The following is a 14,289-nucleotide window of genomic DNA, read 5'->3' on the forward strand; positions in this document are numbered from 1 at the left end:
GGGGCTTCTCACAGCTTGTGACAGCAGAGCTCGTGACAGCACGGCTTGTGAAAGCTCAGACCCGGGCGGCACGTTCAAGTTCGAGCAACTGGGTGCGGGTGAGGCGGATCACAGTCGACCGCACGAGGGCGTCGACCTGATCTGCCGTGGATGCGCTGACCACTGGGGCGACGACGCCGGGCTTCGCGAGCAGCCAGGCGAGGGCGATCGACGCTACCGGAGCGTCCTGCTCCGCGGCGACTCCGTCGAGGGCGTGAAGCACGCGCAGGCCGTTCCGGTTGAGATGACGCGCGACGCGGGCACCACGGGCGGACCCGTCGAGGTCGGACCGGGACCGGTACTTGCCGGTCAGGAACCCGTTCTCGAGTGCGAAATACGGCATGACGCCGAGCCGTTGCCCCCGGCTGACCAGCCCGAGGTCACCCTCGAACGGCTGGCGGTGCAGCAGGCTGTAGTGCGTTTCGAGTGCTTCGACCCGCGGGTACCCGGCGGCGCTGAGGATTCGTGCTTCGACGAGTCGCTCGGCTGAGAAATTCGACGCGCCGAGATACCGCACCTTGCCGGATTCGATCAGCCACTGCGCCGTGCCGAGGGTGTCCTCGAGCGGGACGGTGCGATCGTCGAGGTGGAAGTAGAGCAGGTCGATGTGGTCGGTCTGCAGCCGCTCGAGGCTGGCCTCAACGGCGCGCACCATGGCGACCGGACCGAGGCCCGGGTTGTCAGGGTGGTTTCCGATCTTCGTTGCGACCACCATGCTGTCGCGGTTCTTGCGGCGTGCCATCCACTGGCCGATGATGTGCTCGCTGCGCCCGGCCGAATAGCTGTCGGCGGTGTCGACGAAGTTGCCGCCGAAGTCGAAGTAGCGGTTGAGGATCGCGGCGCTCGCGTCAACCTGCGCCGTCCAGCCGAAAGTGCTCGTGCCGAGGGCGAGGGGGAACACCGTGAGGTCGGTCTCGCCGAGGGGGCGCCGGATGCGTGCGCCGAGACCGGCGCCATCGCCCATCACCGGGATCGGCGACGAGGGGTGGAGCGACGGATCCGGCTGCGTCTGGCGGGTGCCGGATGGGCCCCGGTCCGGCAGATCGGATGCGAAGCGGCGAGGTGACATCCTGACCATCCGATCCCACCCCTTTGCCCGAAATCTCGCGGGATGTGGGAGCCGACGCGCCCCCGCACCTGTGGCCAGAATATGCCAGTCCACCGACACGTTTGAACCGCCCCGGCGTCAGCGCGCGAAATACTTCATAACGATTTGGCGTCGGTCTTTCAGAGCCGTCCTGAACGGCTTCGGCGAAGCACCGAACGGGCGTGTCTGAGCACCGGTTCGTCGACCATTCTTCCCTCGAATCGGAACACACCGGCGGCGTTTTCGGCGGCCGCGAGGACGGCCTCAGCCGCCGCGATCTCGGCGCCGTTCGGTGCGTATCCCGACCGGATCGTTGCCACCTGGCCCGGATGGATACACGCCGTCGCCGCGAACCCGGATGCCGCCGCGTCGCGCACCTCCGCACTCAGCCCGTCGAGGTCCTCGATGTCGAGGTACACCGAATCGATGGCGGCTCTGCCGTTCGCGCCTGCAGCGAGAAGCACGGCGGACCGCGCGTGCAGTGCGACGTGGCGGTACCGGCCATCCGCCGTCCGGCTCGATGTGCCGCCGAGCGAGGCGACGAGATCTTCCGCGCCCCACATCAATGCGACGACCGCCGGGTGCGCCGCAATGTCGGGTGCGGCGAGCACGCCTCGGGCTGTTTCGCAGAGCCCGATCACCCGAAATCCGTCACCGATCCGATCGATCTCGGCGGCCGACTCCGCTTTGGCGAGCATGAGCGTGCGGTACGGAGTGGACGCCAGCGCGTCGAGGTCGTCGGCGAAGTCGACGGTTCCAGCGGGGTTGATACGGACGATCGTCGTTTCCGGGTCCAGCGGATGCTCCGCGAGGGCGCGTCTCGCGGCCGGTTTGTCTGCCGGGGCGACGCCGTCCTCGAGATCGAGGATGACGGCATCCGCTCGCTCCGCGGCTTTGCCGAAACGGTCAGGACGGTCCGCCGGGCAGAACAGCAGAGCAGGCCCGAGGGAGAAATCGGTCACGAGGCGGCGTCCCTGCACCAGACCAGCGTGTTGCGGACGGCGGTGACGACGACGACGCCGTGCTGGTTGCGTCCTGTGTGTTCGAGGGTGACGATGCCCTGCCCCGGGCGGGACGTCGACAGGCGACTGCCGAGCACGACGGTCTCGGAGTAGAGGGTGTCGCCGTGGAACAGCGGCGCGGGGAACCGAACCTTCTCGAAGCCGAGGTTCGCGACGATGGTGCCCTGGGTGAGCTGGGCGACGGATGCCCCGACGACGGTGGCCAGGGTGAACATGGAGTTCACCAGGCGTTGCCCGAACGGTTGCTCAGCACTCCACGCTGCGTCGAGGTGCAGCGCCTGCGTGTTCATCGTCAGAGTTGTGAAGATCACATTGTCCGCTTCGGTGACCGTCCGGCCCGGGCGGTGCAGGTAGCGGACGTCTGGCTCGAACTCCTCGAAGTACAGTCCGCGTTGCTCGACGTCACGGCGTTCGGCCTCGCGCGGATCGACCTGAGTCGGCTCGTCTGGCATCGACTCCCCTCCCCTGGCGCTCTCCTGTGCCACAGCCTAGGCCTCGAATCCCAGTTCACGGGCGATGATCATCAGCTGCACCTCGCTGGTCCCCTCGCCGATCTCGAGGATCTTCGAGTCGCGGTAATGACGGGCAACAGTGTTCTCGTTGAGGTAGCCGTAGCCGCCCCAGATCTGCGTGGCGTCCCTCGCGTTGTCCATGGCCGCTTCGCTGCCGAGCAGCTTGGCGATCGACGCCTCCTTCTTGAACGGCTTGCCCGCGAGGAGAAGGGATGCCGCGTGGTAGTAGGCCATTCGGGCGGCGGTCGCGCGCGCCTCCATCCGGGCGATTTTGAACGCCACGTACTGGTGCGAACCGATGTTCTTGCCGAAGACGTTGCGGGTCGACGCGTAGCGGACCGCCTCGTCGACACATCCCTGCGCCGCTCCGGTGCAGAGCGCCGCGAACGCGATGCGGCCTTCGTCGAGGACCTCGAGGAAGTTCGCGTAGCCTCTGCCCCGCTGCCCGAGCAGGTTCGCCTCAGGCACCCGCACGTTTTCGAGGATGAGCGGGTGGGTGTCCGAGGTGTGCCAGCCAACCTTGTCGTAGGCCGGTCCGACGGTGAATCCGTCGATCGGCGTTGGGACGAGGATCGTCGACAACTCTATCTTGACGGTGCCGTCGGGGCGGTCGCTCTCGCCGGTGACGGCGGTGATCGTGACGAGGCGGGTGATCGGGGTGCCTGAGTTGGTGATGAACTGCTTGGTGCCGTTGATGACCCACTCCCCGCCGTCCAGGTGCGCGTGGGTCTTCGTCGCTGACGCGTCCGACCCGGCCTCGGCTTCGGTCAGGCCGAATCCGGCGAGCGCCTCACCCGTCGCGAGCATCGGCAGGAATTCGGAGCGTTGGGCGTCGGTTCCGAAACGGAACACCGGCATCGCGCCGAGGCCGACTCCTGCTTCGAGAGTGACGCCGATGGACTGGTCGACCCGGCCGAGTTCTTCAACGGCGAGGCACAGCGCGAAGTAGTCCTGGCCTTGCCCGCCGTACTCGACGGGGAACGGCAGACCGAACAGTCCCATCTCACCCATCTGGGCGATGATCTCCATCGGCAGCCGACGCTCGGTGTCGTAGGAGTACGCAGCCGGGGCGACAACGGTTCTCGCGAAATCGCGGACCTCGTCGACGACTCTCTGGTGCGCTTCGCTGAGTTCGGTGTTCATTCGGTGTCTCCTTCGACAGTCGAGTTCTCTGGCTGGGCTGGCGGAATGAGGGTGGCCACGAGCTGGTCGAGTTTGACGAGGTCGCCGGGGGTCACATGGACGGTGACTTGCCCCGAAACCGAGGCGACGAGTTTGTGCTCCATCTTCATGGCCTCGACGACGACGAGAGTGTCGCCGGCGTCGACACTCTCCCCGGTGGCTGCCTCGACGCTGATGACCGTCCCCGGCATCGGCGACCGCACCTCCGGGCTGCTCGGGGTGTCCTTGCGCGAGAGAAGCGCGAGTCGGGCGGCCAGCCGTTGCTCGCGAGTGAGGATGGGCAGTTCGACGCTGAAACCGTTGTCGGCGACCCAGACCGACGTTCCCGCATGCGCGAGGCGGAGCATCCGCGTGCCGGCCCCCCAGGTCAGTGCGTAGTTCATGCCGTCGATCAGCCGCAGCGTTGCGGGCGTCTCGTCGCCGTCGCCGATTCCGACGGATGCCATCGGCTCGCCACCGAGGACGGACACGGTCGTCGTGTCGTCGCCGACGGCGAAAACGTAGGAGCTCGGGCGGGGGTCGCCGAGACGCCAGCCGCTCGGACGAGACCACGGCGATCGTGTGGACGCCGCCTCCCGTTCGGCGTGAAGCAGGAGCGCTGCGGCGGCGAAGAGGTCCTCCGCCGGGCGGCGGAAGGTGAGCTCGGGAAGTCGTCGGTCGATCAGCGAGGTGTCGAGGTCGCCTGCCCGCACGTCGCCGTCGGCGAGGAGCAAACGCAGGTATTCAATGTTCGTCCTAACGCCGAGGACGGTCGTGTCGGCGAGCGCACGGTCGAGTCGGGCGAGCGCTTCGTTCCTGTCGGAGCCGTGCGCGATCACTTTGGCCAGCATCGGGTCGTAGTCGCTGCCGACCACGAGGCCGCGTCGGAGAGAGCTGTCAACGCGGATGCCGTCCCCGGTCGCTTCGTGCAGTTCGAGGACGGTGCCGGTCGCCGGGAGGAAGCCCCGCTCCGGGTCCTCCGCGTACACGCGCGCCTCGATCGCGTGCCCGCTCATCGCGACATCACGTTGCGCCTCTCGGAGCGGTTCGCCGGCAGCGATTCGGATCTGTTCGGCGACGAGGTCGAGCCCGGTGACCTCCTCGGTCACCGGGTGCTCGACCTGGAGCCGCGTGTTCATCTCCATGAAGAAGAACTCGTCAGGCCGATCCGCCGACACCAGGAACTCGACGGTACCTGCGCCGACGTAGCCGACGCTCTCAGCCACCCGGCAGGCAGCCTCGCCGATCCGCGACCGGGTGCCGGAGTCGAGGAGAGGCGAAGGAGCCTCCTCGATCACCTTCTGGTGGCGGCGCTGCAGGGAGCATTCGCGCTCCCCGAGGTGAATGACGGAACCGTGGGTGTCGGCGAGCAACTGCACCTCGATGTGGCGCGGGTGGGCGACGAGTCGTTCGAGGAACAGGGTGTCGTCTCCGAACGCCGCCGCCGCGACGCGGCGCGCGGTGACGAGCGCTGATTCGAGGTCGGCGGGGCCCGAGACGGCGTGCATGCCCTTGCCCCCTCCCCCCGCCGAGGGTTTGATGAGGAGCGGGTAGCCGACCGTCGCTGCGGCGTCGGCCAGTTCGGCGTTGCTGAGGCCCGGGCGGGAGTCGCCTGGGATGACCGGTACCCCGCTTGAAGCGACGTGGTTCTTCGAACGGATCTTGTCGCCCATCACCTCGAGTGCCTCAACCCCAGGCCCGATGAACACGATGCCGGCGTCGGCGCACGCCCGAGCGAACGCGGCGTTCTCGGACAGGAAGCCGTACCCGGGGTGGATCGCGTCAGCACCGCTCGCCACGGCCGCGCCGATCACGGCGGAGATGTCGAGGTAGCTCTGCGCGGCAGGCGCCGGGCCGATCCGTACGGCGGTGTCGGCATCCGTCACGTGTTTCGCGTTCCGGTCGGCGTCGCTGTAGACCGCGACCGAGCGGATGCCGAGGGTACGGAGGGTGCGGAGGACACGGCAGGCGATCTCACCGCGGTTGGCGACGAGGACGGTGCCGAAGAGCGGCGAGGAGGTGTCGGCCATCGCGTCACATCCGGAACAGGCCGAAGGCCGGCTCGGGAAGCGGGGCGTTCGCGCAGACGTCGAGGGCGAGGCCGAGGAGCGTGCGGGTGTCTGCTGGATCGATGACCCCGTCGTCCCACAACCGTGCGGTGGAATAGTAGGGGCTGCCCTGGGACTCGAACTGGTCGCGGATCGGCGCTTTGAACTCTTCTTCGTCATCGCGGCTCCACTCGGTGCCCGCCCGATCGTGCTGGTCGCGCTTGACGGTCGCGAGGACGCCAGCCGCCTGGGCGCCGCCCATCACCGAGATGCGGCTGGCGGGCCACATCCAGAGGAACCTGGGCGAGTAGGCGCGACCACACATCGAGTAGTTGCCCGCGCCAAAGGACCCGCCGATGACGACGGTCAGCTTCGGAACGCGGGTGGTAGCGACTGCGGTTACCATCTTCGCGCCGTGCTTGGCGATGCCGCCGGCTTCGTAGTCTCGGCCGACCATGAAGCCCGAGATGTTTTGCAGGAAGATCAGCGGGATGCCGCGCTGGTCGCACAGTTCGATGAAGTGGGCGCCCTTCTGCGCCGACTCGGAGAACAGCACGCCGTTGTTCGCGACGATGCCGACGGAGTGTCCGTGGAGCCGGGCGAAACCGGTGACCAGCGTTGTGCCGTAGTCCTTCTTGAACTCGTGGAATTCGCTCGCGTCGATGAGCCGGGCGATCACCTCGCGGACGTCGTACGCCGCCTGCACGTCGACCGGGACCACTCCGTAAAGTTCGTCGATCGACGCGACAGGCTCGCGGCTCGGGGCAATCGACCAGTCGGGGGCGGATGCCGGCGGCAGAGTCGCGACGATGTCCCTGACGATGGCGAGCGCGTGGGAGTCGTCCTCCGCAAGGTGGTCGACGACTCCGGACACGCTCGCGTGCAGGTCCCCTCCGCCGAGCTCCTCCGCTGTGACGATCTCGCCGATCGCAGCCTTCACCAGTGGCGGCCCGCCGAGAAAGATCGTTCCCTGGTTTCGGACGATGACCGTCTCATCGCTCATGGCGGGCACGTACGCACCGCCCGCCGTGCATGAGCCCATCACCGCCGAGATCTGCGGGATCCTGCGAGCCGAGAGTTGGGCCTGGTTGTAGAAGATACGGCCGAAGTGGTCGCGGTCGGGGAACACCTCGTCCTGCATCGGCAGGAAGGCGCCTCCGGAGTCGACCAGGTAGATGCACGGGAGCCGGTTCTCGAGGGCGATCTCCTGCGCACGAAGGTGTTTTTTAACGGTGAGCGGGTAGTAGGTGCCGCCCTTGACGGTGGCATCGTTGGAAATCACCAGAACATGCCGGCCATGGACGAGGCCGATCCCCGCGATCACCCCGGCGCCGGGGCTGGCGTCGTCGTAGAGGCCGGTCGCGGCAAGCGGCGCGATCTCAAGGAACGGGCTGCCTTCGTCGAGCAGCTCATCGATGCGTTCCCTCGGCAGCAGCTTGCCCCTGGAGGCATGCCGTTCGCGGGAGGCTTTCGAACCGCCGCGTGCAGCGGCGGCAAGCCGCTCCCGCAGGTCGGCGACGAGCGCGCGCTGCCCGTCCTCGTTGAGCGCGAACGTCTCGCTCGACGGAGAGACGGACGAGATCAGTGTCTGCATTGACAGTCCTTTACACCAGCATCGCCCCGACGATTCGGTTAGGCGGTACTAACTGATGTCGAGGTTAGCGGGAACTAACTGAAATGTCCAGCGCCCCAGACAGAGACTCTCCCGCTCTCCGTTGGGCTGTCTGAGTGGACCGGTCCCCGTGCCAGCCGCCAGCTGAGTCAAGCCAACGCACATCAGCGACAGAGTCGACGATGCTGCATTCCCGGTGCGTGACGGGGCCCTCGGCCCCCAGTCGGCCTTCGGAGAACAGACCGAGTGCGTTAGGATGAATTAACTCAATTCCCCCAGCTTCGCTTCCAATGGAGGATGCCATGGCCGAGAGAACGCGGCTCGACGTTCGCCCTGATGACACCGATTCCGGGCCCCTCCGGGTGGGACGCACCGAAGCGAAAGCCCAGCGTCGAGAAGCCCTCCTCGGCGCCGCCGCCCGCTACTTCGCAGAACGTGGCTTCAACGGTGTTTCGATCGAAGACCTGGGCTCGGCGGTCGGCATGAGCGGCCCCGCCGTGTATCGCCATTTCGAGAGCAAGCAGGCTCTGCTTGCCGCCATCCTCATCGACGTCAGCCGCGAACTGCTTCACGGCGGCACCGAGGTGGTGCAGCGGGCCCCTGATGGGGAGCTCGCCCTGCGGGCCCTTGTCGAGTTCCACGTGCGGTTCGCACTAAACAACCCGGATGTCATCCGCGTCCAGGATCGTGACCTCGACAGCCTTTCGGACGAGGACCGCCATACGGTGCGCACCCTGCAGCGCCGTTACGTCGAGTTGTGGGTCGGCATCCTCCAGCGGATGCAGCCGACCACGAACGTGGGGATCCTCCGGATTCGTGCGCATGCGACCTTCGGGCTGATGAACTCGACTCCGTACAGCGGACAGGAGCTTCCCCACGACGAGCTGCGTGACGTGCTCGAGCGAATGGCGTTCTCGGCCCTGCGGTAGCGGTGCCGCTCGAGGTGACCGGCGATCGTTCGTGCAAGCAACGGGCATCACTCGGAACCAGCGTCGCGGCGGATGCCGTCACCGCTGTCGCTGCTGACAGCATCCGTTTCGATGTCGACCGCCGGTTCTCCAGCGGGGTCGAGCGGATGGAGGATTTCGTCCTCCGGCAGTTTGAAGAGCAGGATGGTCGCCACCGCAAGGACGAACGGGATGGCCCCTGCTGCGAGGAAGGCCGGTGCGAGCCCGATCGCCTCACCGACCGGACCGGCGACGGCCATCGAGATCGGCATCAGGGCGAGTGAGACGAAGAAGTCGAGGCTGGACACGCGCCCGAGCAGGGCCGGAGGTACCCGCCTCTGGAGCAGGGTTCCCCAGATCACCGTAGCCGCGGAGAAGGTGAAGCCGACGAGGAAGAGGGCGACGACCATCAGCCAGAGCTGAGAAGTGGTGCCGATAACGGCGAGGGGGATGCAGCCGGCGCCCCACAGCAGGTTCATGATGGTGAGGTAGCGCCGCGGGAGCGTCAGCGACGCGACCACCAGCGAGCCGAGAGCGCCGCCCACACCGAACGCAGCGAGGACCAGGGCGAAGGCACCGGGTCCTCCCCCGGTCTGGTCGCGCACAGCGAACGGCAGGAGCACCTCGATCGGTCCCATGATGACAAAGACGAGAAGGCAGGCATAGAGCAGGGTGCCGAGCAGCCACGGGGTTCGCCACATGTAGACGAACCCTTCGCGCAGGTCGCTCGACAGCGCGCGAAGCGGATGCTGCGGCTTACCGATCTCGCGGCGGACGGGCGTCGAACGGATAAGCAGAAGTCCCCCGACGGCGAGTGCCTGCGCCGCCGCCACGAAGGCGAACGCCAGCCCGGGCGAGAAAGCGGCGATGGCCGCACTCGCGAGGGCGGGGCCCGCCGCCTGCATGATGGTGGGTCGCAACATCCCCTCGACGCCGTTCGCCGCGAGCAGGTCCTCCGCCGGAAGGATGGCCGGGAGGAGGGCGGAGTACGCGGGGTAGAAGAACCCGTCGGCGAGGCCGAGGATCGTCGTCACGATCACGAGGTGCCACAGTTCGAGGGTTCCGCTGAGCGCCAGGACCGCCGCAGTGGCGATGGACACGGTTTTCGTCGCTTCGACGGCGAGCAGGATGTTGCGCTGGGGTACGCGGTCGGCGAGGACTCCGCCGAACAGGACGGCGACCAGCATCCCCGCCGCATTGCCCGCCGCGACGAACGACAGTTCCGCCGGCCCTCCGCCGAGCTCGATCACCTGCCAGACGACGGCGACGATCCACATTCCTGCGCCGAGGAGGGACAGCGTCAACGCCCCTGCGAGCAGGCGGTACTGGCCGAGGCGGAACGGCCTCAGCGCCCGTGGCAGCCCACCACGCGGTGGCGGGTATGCAGGTGTTGCGTCCGAATCGATCTCCGGCATGCCCCGATGATATTCGACGGGTCCGACATCGTCAGTGGGTCCCCGGAATGTGGCGGGGTCACACCATGGTCAGGACCATCCCGGGGTCGCTGAGGACCGTACCGATGTCAACCAGGAATCGTGATCCCTGTTCGCCGTCGATCAGCCGGTGATCGAACGACAGGCTGAGTGTCATCACCTCACGCAGGGCGATCTCACCGCGGTACTCCCACGGCATCCGCCGGACGGCGCCCATCGCCAGGATAGCGGCCTCACCCGGGTTCAGGATCGGTGTGCCGGCGTCGACCCCGAAGACGCCGACATTGGTGATGGTGATCGTTCCCCCGCTGAGGTTCGCCGGGCTTGTCGCACCGGAACGCGCCGCCTCGACGAGGTCGACGAGGGCATCGGCGAGTTCGCCGAGGCTCAGCGTGTCTGCGTCCTTGATGTTCGGCACGATGAGCCCGCGCCCGGTGGCGGCCGCGATGCCGAGGTTGATGTGCCCGAACTGCACGATCTCCTGGGCATCCTCGTCCCAGTGCGAGTTCACGGCGGGCGTCCGCCTGGCCGCCAGGATGAGGGCTTTGGCCACGATGCTGAGGATGGTGATCCGCTTGCCCGCGAAAGCGGACGACGATGCCAGCGACCGCACGAGATCCATGCCCGCCGTCACGTCGACGGTGAGGAACTCGGTCACGTGCGGCGCGGTGAACGCCGAGTTCACCATCGCCTGCGCGGTTGCCTTGCGGATGCCGCGAATCGGCATCCGGGTCTCCTGCCTGCCCGCATCACTGCCGGAACGCAGGGTGGCGCGCGCTGCCTCGTCGATGGTCACGGCGGATGCCGCCTTGCCGGCTGCGGCCACGCGCTGCACGTCGTCCCGGGTGATGAGCCCGTCCTCACCGGTGCCGTTCACCTGCGTCAGGTCGATGCCCAGGTCGCGTGCCAGTTTGCGGACCGGAGGCGTCGAGCGGGGCCTCTCTCCCGCGTCGGCGGTCGGGATGTCGGCCGCCACATCGTCGCGCGCTTCCGGTACCGTCGCCGCTGCATCCTGTGACTGGAGGGCATCCTGAGGCTGTGGCTCATGCGCCGACCAGGCGCGTGCCCGGCGCGCGGGTCGCGGACCGCCCTCGACCTTGGGCCCATAGCCGACGAGCACGGCCTGCCGTTCGGCGAGCGCCGGCGACGTGGGCGCGAGGGCCGCGTCGAGTTCCGCGGGCACTCCGTCGGCCGCCGCATCGGCTGCCGCTTCCGACACCGGTGTGCTCGGCGAGGTTTCGACGTTCCCCGCGTCACCGTCCCCGGCGTCGCCGTCCCCAGCGTCGACGTCGAATTCAACGATCGGTTCACCGACCTGCACCGTGGCGCCTTCGTCGGCGAACAACTGCGACACCACCCCGGCGAACGGCGACGGTAGTTCGACCAGTGCTTTGGCCGTTTCGACCTCGGCGATGACCTGGTTGAGCGCGACAGTGTCGCCGACCGCGACCTTCCACGCCACGATCTCCGATTCGGTCAAACCCTCGCCGAGGTCAGGGAGGGCGAACTTCTTCGCGCTCATGCTGTTGCCTTCCATCCGGTCAGGGAGTTCCGGCGGCCCATCACCCGGTCGACGGCGTCGAGCAGCCGGTCGAGGTCTGGCAGGAACGCTTCTTCGAGGGCGGCGGGCGGATACGGGGTGTCGAACCCGGTCACGCGGGCCGGCGCTGCCTCGAGCCAGTCGAAGCAGCGCTCGGTGACGGCGGCGGCGACTTCGGCTCCGATGCCGCCAGACTGGGCGGCTTCGTGAGTGACGACGAGCCGGCCGGTCTTTCGAACGGACTTCTCGACCGTGCTGAAGTCGATCGGCGACAGCGACCGGAGGTCGATCACCTCGATCGAGATGCCGTCGTCCGCGGCCGCGGCGGCGGCATCCATCGCGGTGGGAACGAGCGGGCCGTATGCGGCGAGGGTGACATCCGTGCCCTCCCGTGCGACGCGCGCGCTTCCCATCGGCAGGGTGTCTGCACCGAGTTCCTCGGACACCTCGCCCTTGAGCCAGTAGCGGCGCTTCGGTTCGAAGAAGAGCACGGGATCGTCGCAGGCGATGGCCTGCCGGATCATTGTGTGGGCGTCCTGCGGATTCGAGCAGGAGATCACGCGGAGCCCCGCCGTGTGGGCGAAGTACGCCTCCGGCGACTCCGAGTGGTGTTCGACCGCTCCGATTCCGCCGCCGAAGGGCACTCGGATGGTGATGGGGACCTTCACCTTGCCGCGGGTCCGGTAGTGCAGTTTCGCCACCTGCGCGACGATCTGGTCGAAGCCCGGGTAGATGAACCCGTCGAACTGGATCTCGCAGACCGGGCGATAGCCGCGGAACGCGAGGCCGACGGCTGTGCCGATGATGCCGGCCTCCGCCAGTGGGGCATCCATCACCCGGCGTGGGCCGAATTCTTCCTGGAGCTTGTCGGTGACGCGAAACACGCCGCCGAGTTTGCCGATGTCTTCACCGAGGAGAACGACCTTGTCGTCGTCGGCCAGGGCGTGCCGGAGTCCTGAGTTGATTGCTCCACCAAGGGTCATCTGGGTCATTGCTCACCGCCTTCGAACGACGCGAGGTACGCCGCGTACTGGCTCTTCTGCCGCTCAAGCCCGGAGTGGGGCTCTTCATACACGCCGTCGAACACCATCATCGGGTCGAGTTCCTTGTCGAGCGCTACGCACGCTGCGCGCATCTCGCGAGCGACGGCATCCGCTTTGTCGTTGACCCGTTTGGTCACGTCACCGGTCAGCGCGCCGCGGCTCTCGAGCAGGCGGCCGAGCCGGGAGATCGGGTCCTTGCGTCCCCATTCCTCGAGGTCGTCTGCTGGACGATAGCGTTTGGGGTCGTCTGAGGTCGTGTGCGGTCCCATCCGGTAGGTGACGGCTTCGATGAAAGTGGGGCCTCCTCCGCTGCGGGCCCGGTCAAGGGCGATCCGAGTGGCGGCCATCACGGCGAGAACGTCGTTGCCGTCCACACGCATGCTCGGGATGCCGAACCCAGGGGCGCGGTCCGAGATGTGGCGGTGGGCCTGCAGCCCGACGGGCTCGGAGATGGCCCACTGGTTGTTCTGGCAGAAGAAGACCACGGGTGCCTGGAAGCTCGACGCGAACACCATCGCCTCGTTGACGTCGCCCTGGCTGGTGGCCCCGTCGCCGAAGTACGCGATCGCGACGGAATCCACACCGTCGTAGGTGCAGCCGAGTGCGTAGCCCGTGGCATGGAGGGTCTGAGCGCCGATGATGACGGCGGGGGTCGCCATGCCGATGGCGTATGGGTCCCAGCCGGCGGAGGCGATACCTCGCCAGACCTTGAGCATGTCGCCGAAGTCGACGCCCCGCGTGTAGGCGACGCCGTTCTCACGGTAGCTCGAGAAGACGAAATCGTCGGTACGGAGGGCGCGGCCTGAGCCGATCTGCGCGGCCTCCTGGCCGAGCAGCGGCGCCCACAGTGCGAGTTCGCCCTGGCGCTGGAGCGCTGTCGCTTCCGTGTCGATGCGACGGATGACGACCATGTCTTCGTAGAGGTCGACGAGCTGGTCGTCAGTGACATCGGCGACCCACGGGTCGAAGCCCGGGCTCTCGGCGCGACTGCCGTCTGGGCGGATCAGTTGGACGATATCTTCGAGCTGGCCTGGGCCCATGTCCTGGTCGGATCCTTCGGCCAGCGTTTCGGTTCGGGTGTGTTCGTGGGTTGTGGACACAATTACACGCAACTCTCTCTCGTGCACTGCGCGCGCCTGGATCGCAGCCGCGCTCAGCATCCGGCGCCGTTGCCAGAAGTCCTTCAGACGGTACGCCCGATACCCCATTGCGCACAACCATCCCCGCGCGAACTGCACATTCTGCTCTATACGAGGCGAAAAGCGCCTGCTAAGGTCGGGCACTATGCACAAGCTGGACCGCACCGACACGCGTCTTCTCATCGCGCTGACCGAGGACCCGCGATCCACCATCGTGGCGCTCGCCGAGAAGCTTGGACTGTCACGCAACACTGTGCAGGCGAGGATGAGCGCTCTCGACGCCTCGAGCGTGCTCCATTCGTTCGACCGTCGGATCAATCCCGCCGCGCTCGGGTACCCGCTGACCGCCTTCATTTCGGTCCACCTTGAGCAGCACAAACTCGGCGCTATCGTCGGGAAGTTGAGCGAGATTCCTGAGATCGTTCAGGCGCACGGGCTCAGCGGAACGAGTGATCTCCTCGTCCGGGTGGTGTGCACCGACGCTGACGACCTGTTCCGGATCACCGGGCTGATCCTCGAGTGCGATGGCGTGCAGCGCGCCGAGACGTCGCTGGCGATGGGAGAGCTCATTCCGTTCCGCGCTCGTCCCCTGCTCGAGCGTAGCCAGGACGCCTGACGCCGACGCCGTGTCACGCGCGGGCCCGTCGATCGGGCCCAAACGCCTGTTGCGCACCGGGACGAACGACCGTTTGGGACCACTCGATCG

Annotated in this window: 12 protein-coding genes; 2 read left to right on the top strand and 10 right to left on the bottom strand. The window is 67.4% G+C overall.

Features of this window, described 5'->3' with window-relative positions:
• Positions 1-55: 55 nt before the first annotated feature.
• The 6 genes from BM197_RS09390 to BM197_RS09415 form a co-directional block, all read right to left on the bottom strand.
• The gene (locus BM197_RS09390) at positions 56-1,108 is read right to left on the bottom strand and encodes an aldo/keto reductase (protein WP_425435707.1); all 1,053 of its coding nucleotides are present in this window, start codon (positions 1,106-1,108) and stop codon (positions 56-58) included.
• A gap of 158 nt (positions 1,109-1,266) precedes the next feature.
• Positions 1,267-2,088 (bottom strand): HpcH/HpaI aldolase/citrate lyase family protein, encoded by an 822-nt coding sequence (locus BM197_RS09395; RefSeq protein ID WP_090710888.1) that lies wholly within the window; start codon positions 2,086-2,088, stop codon positions 1,267-1,269.
• Positions 2,085-2,600 carry a MaoC family dehydratase gene (locus BM197_RS09400; RefSeq protein WP_090710890.1) on the bottom strand — a complete coding sequence of 172 codons (516 nt, stop codon included), beginning with the start codon at positions 2,598-2,600 and terminating at the stop codon, positions 2,085-2,087. Before BM197_RS09400 ends, BM197_RS09395 begins: the two co-directional genes overlap by 4 nt.
• 36 nt (positions 2,601-2,636) lie before the next feature.
• Positions 2,637-3,803, bottom strand: coding sequence for an acyl-CoA dehydrogenase family protein (locus BM197_RS09405; RefSeq protein WP_090710892.1), 1,167 nt, complete (start codon positions 3,801-3,803; stop codon positions 2,637-2,639).
• Positions 3,800-5,851, bottom strand: a complete 2,052-nt coding sequence (locus BM197_RS09410) for an acetyl/propionyl/methylcrotonyl-CoA carboxylase subunit alpha (RefSeq protein ID WP_090710893.1) — start codon at positions 5,849-5,851, stop codon at positions 3,800-3,802. Before BM197_RS09410 ends, BM197_RS09405 begins: the two co-directional genes overlap by 4 nt.
• 4 nt (positions 5,852-5,855) lie before the next feature.
• Positions 5,856-7,463 (bottom strand): carboxyl transferase domain-containing protein, encoded by a 1,608-nt coding sequence (locus BM197_RS09415; RefSeq protein ID WP_090710895.1) that lies wholly within the window; start codon positions 7,461-7,463, stop codon positions 5,856-5,858.
• A 320-nt stretch (positions 7,464-7,783) separates the two neighbouring features.
• On the opposite strand from BM197_RS09415, the gene BM197_RS09420 reads away from it, so the two are divergent.
• Positions 7,784-8,410 carry an SACE_7040 family transcriptional regulator gene (locus BM197_RS09420; RefSeq protein ID WP_090711191.1) on the top strand — a complete coding sequence of 209 codons (627 nt, stop codon included), beginning with the start codon at positions 7,784-7,786 and terminating at the stop codon, positions 8,408-8,410.
• A gap of 47 nt (positions 8,411-8,457) precedes the next feature.
• On the opposite strand, the gene BM197_RS09425 is transcribed toward BM197_RS09420, so the two are convergent.
• Genes BM197_RS09425 through pdhA form a run of 4 tightly spaced genes read right to left on the bottom strand, consistent with a single transcriptional unit; the run spans position 8,458 to position 13,484 of the window.
• Positions 8,458-9,843, bottom strand: a complete 1,386-nt coding sequence (locus BM197_RS09425; RefSeq protein WP_090710897.1) for an MFS transporter — start codon at positions 9,841-9,843, stop codon at positions 8,458-8,460.
• A gap of 58 nt (positions 9,844-9,901) precedes the next feature.
• Complete coding sequence (locus tag BM197_RS09430; protein WP_090711193.1) at positions 9,902-11,383, bottom strand: dihydrolipoamide acetyltransferase family protein; 1,482 nt, start codon at positions 11,381-11,383, stop codon at positions 9,902-9,904.
• Entirely contained in the window at positions 11,380-12,393 is a 1,014-nt protein-coding gene (locus tag BM197_RS09435; protein ID WP_090710898.1) for an alpha-ketoacid dehydrogenase subunit beta, read from the bottom strand. The genes BM197_RS09430 and BM197_RS09435 overlap by 4 nt, the downstream gene beginning before the upstream one ends.
• Complete coding sequence (gene pdhA / locus BM197_RS09440) at positions 12,390-13,484, bottom strand: pyruvate dehydrogenase (acetyl-transferring) E1 component subunit alpha (RefSeq protein WP_090711195.1); 1,095 nt, start codon at positions 13,482-13,484, stop codon at positions 12,390-12,392. The genes BM197_RS09435 and pdhA overlap by 4 nt, the downstream gene beginning before the upstream one ends.
• A gap of 244 nt (positions 13,485-13,728) precedes the next feature.
• On the opposite strand from pdhA, the gene BM197_RS09445 reads away from it, so the two are divergent.
• Positions 13,729-14,199 carry an Lrp/AsnC family transcriptional regulator gene (locus BM197_RS09445; RefSeq protein WP_090710900.1) on the top strand — a complete coding sequence of 157 codons (471 nt, stop codon included), beginning with the start codon at positions 13,729-13,731 and terminating at the stop codon, positions 14,197-14,199.
• Positions 14,200-14,289 lie beyond the last annotated feature (90 nt).

The organism is Mycetocola miduiensis (genome assembly GCF_900115155.1).
GTDB classification, from domain to species: Bacteria; Actinomycetota; Actinomycetes; order Actinomycetales; family Microbacteriaceae; genus Mycetocola_A; species Mycetocola_A miduiensis.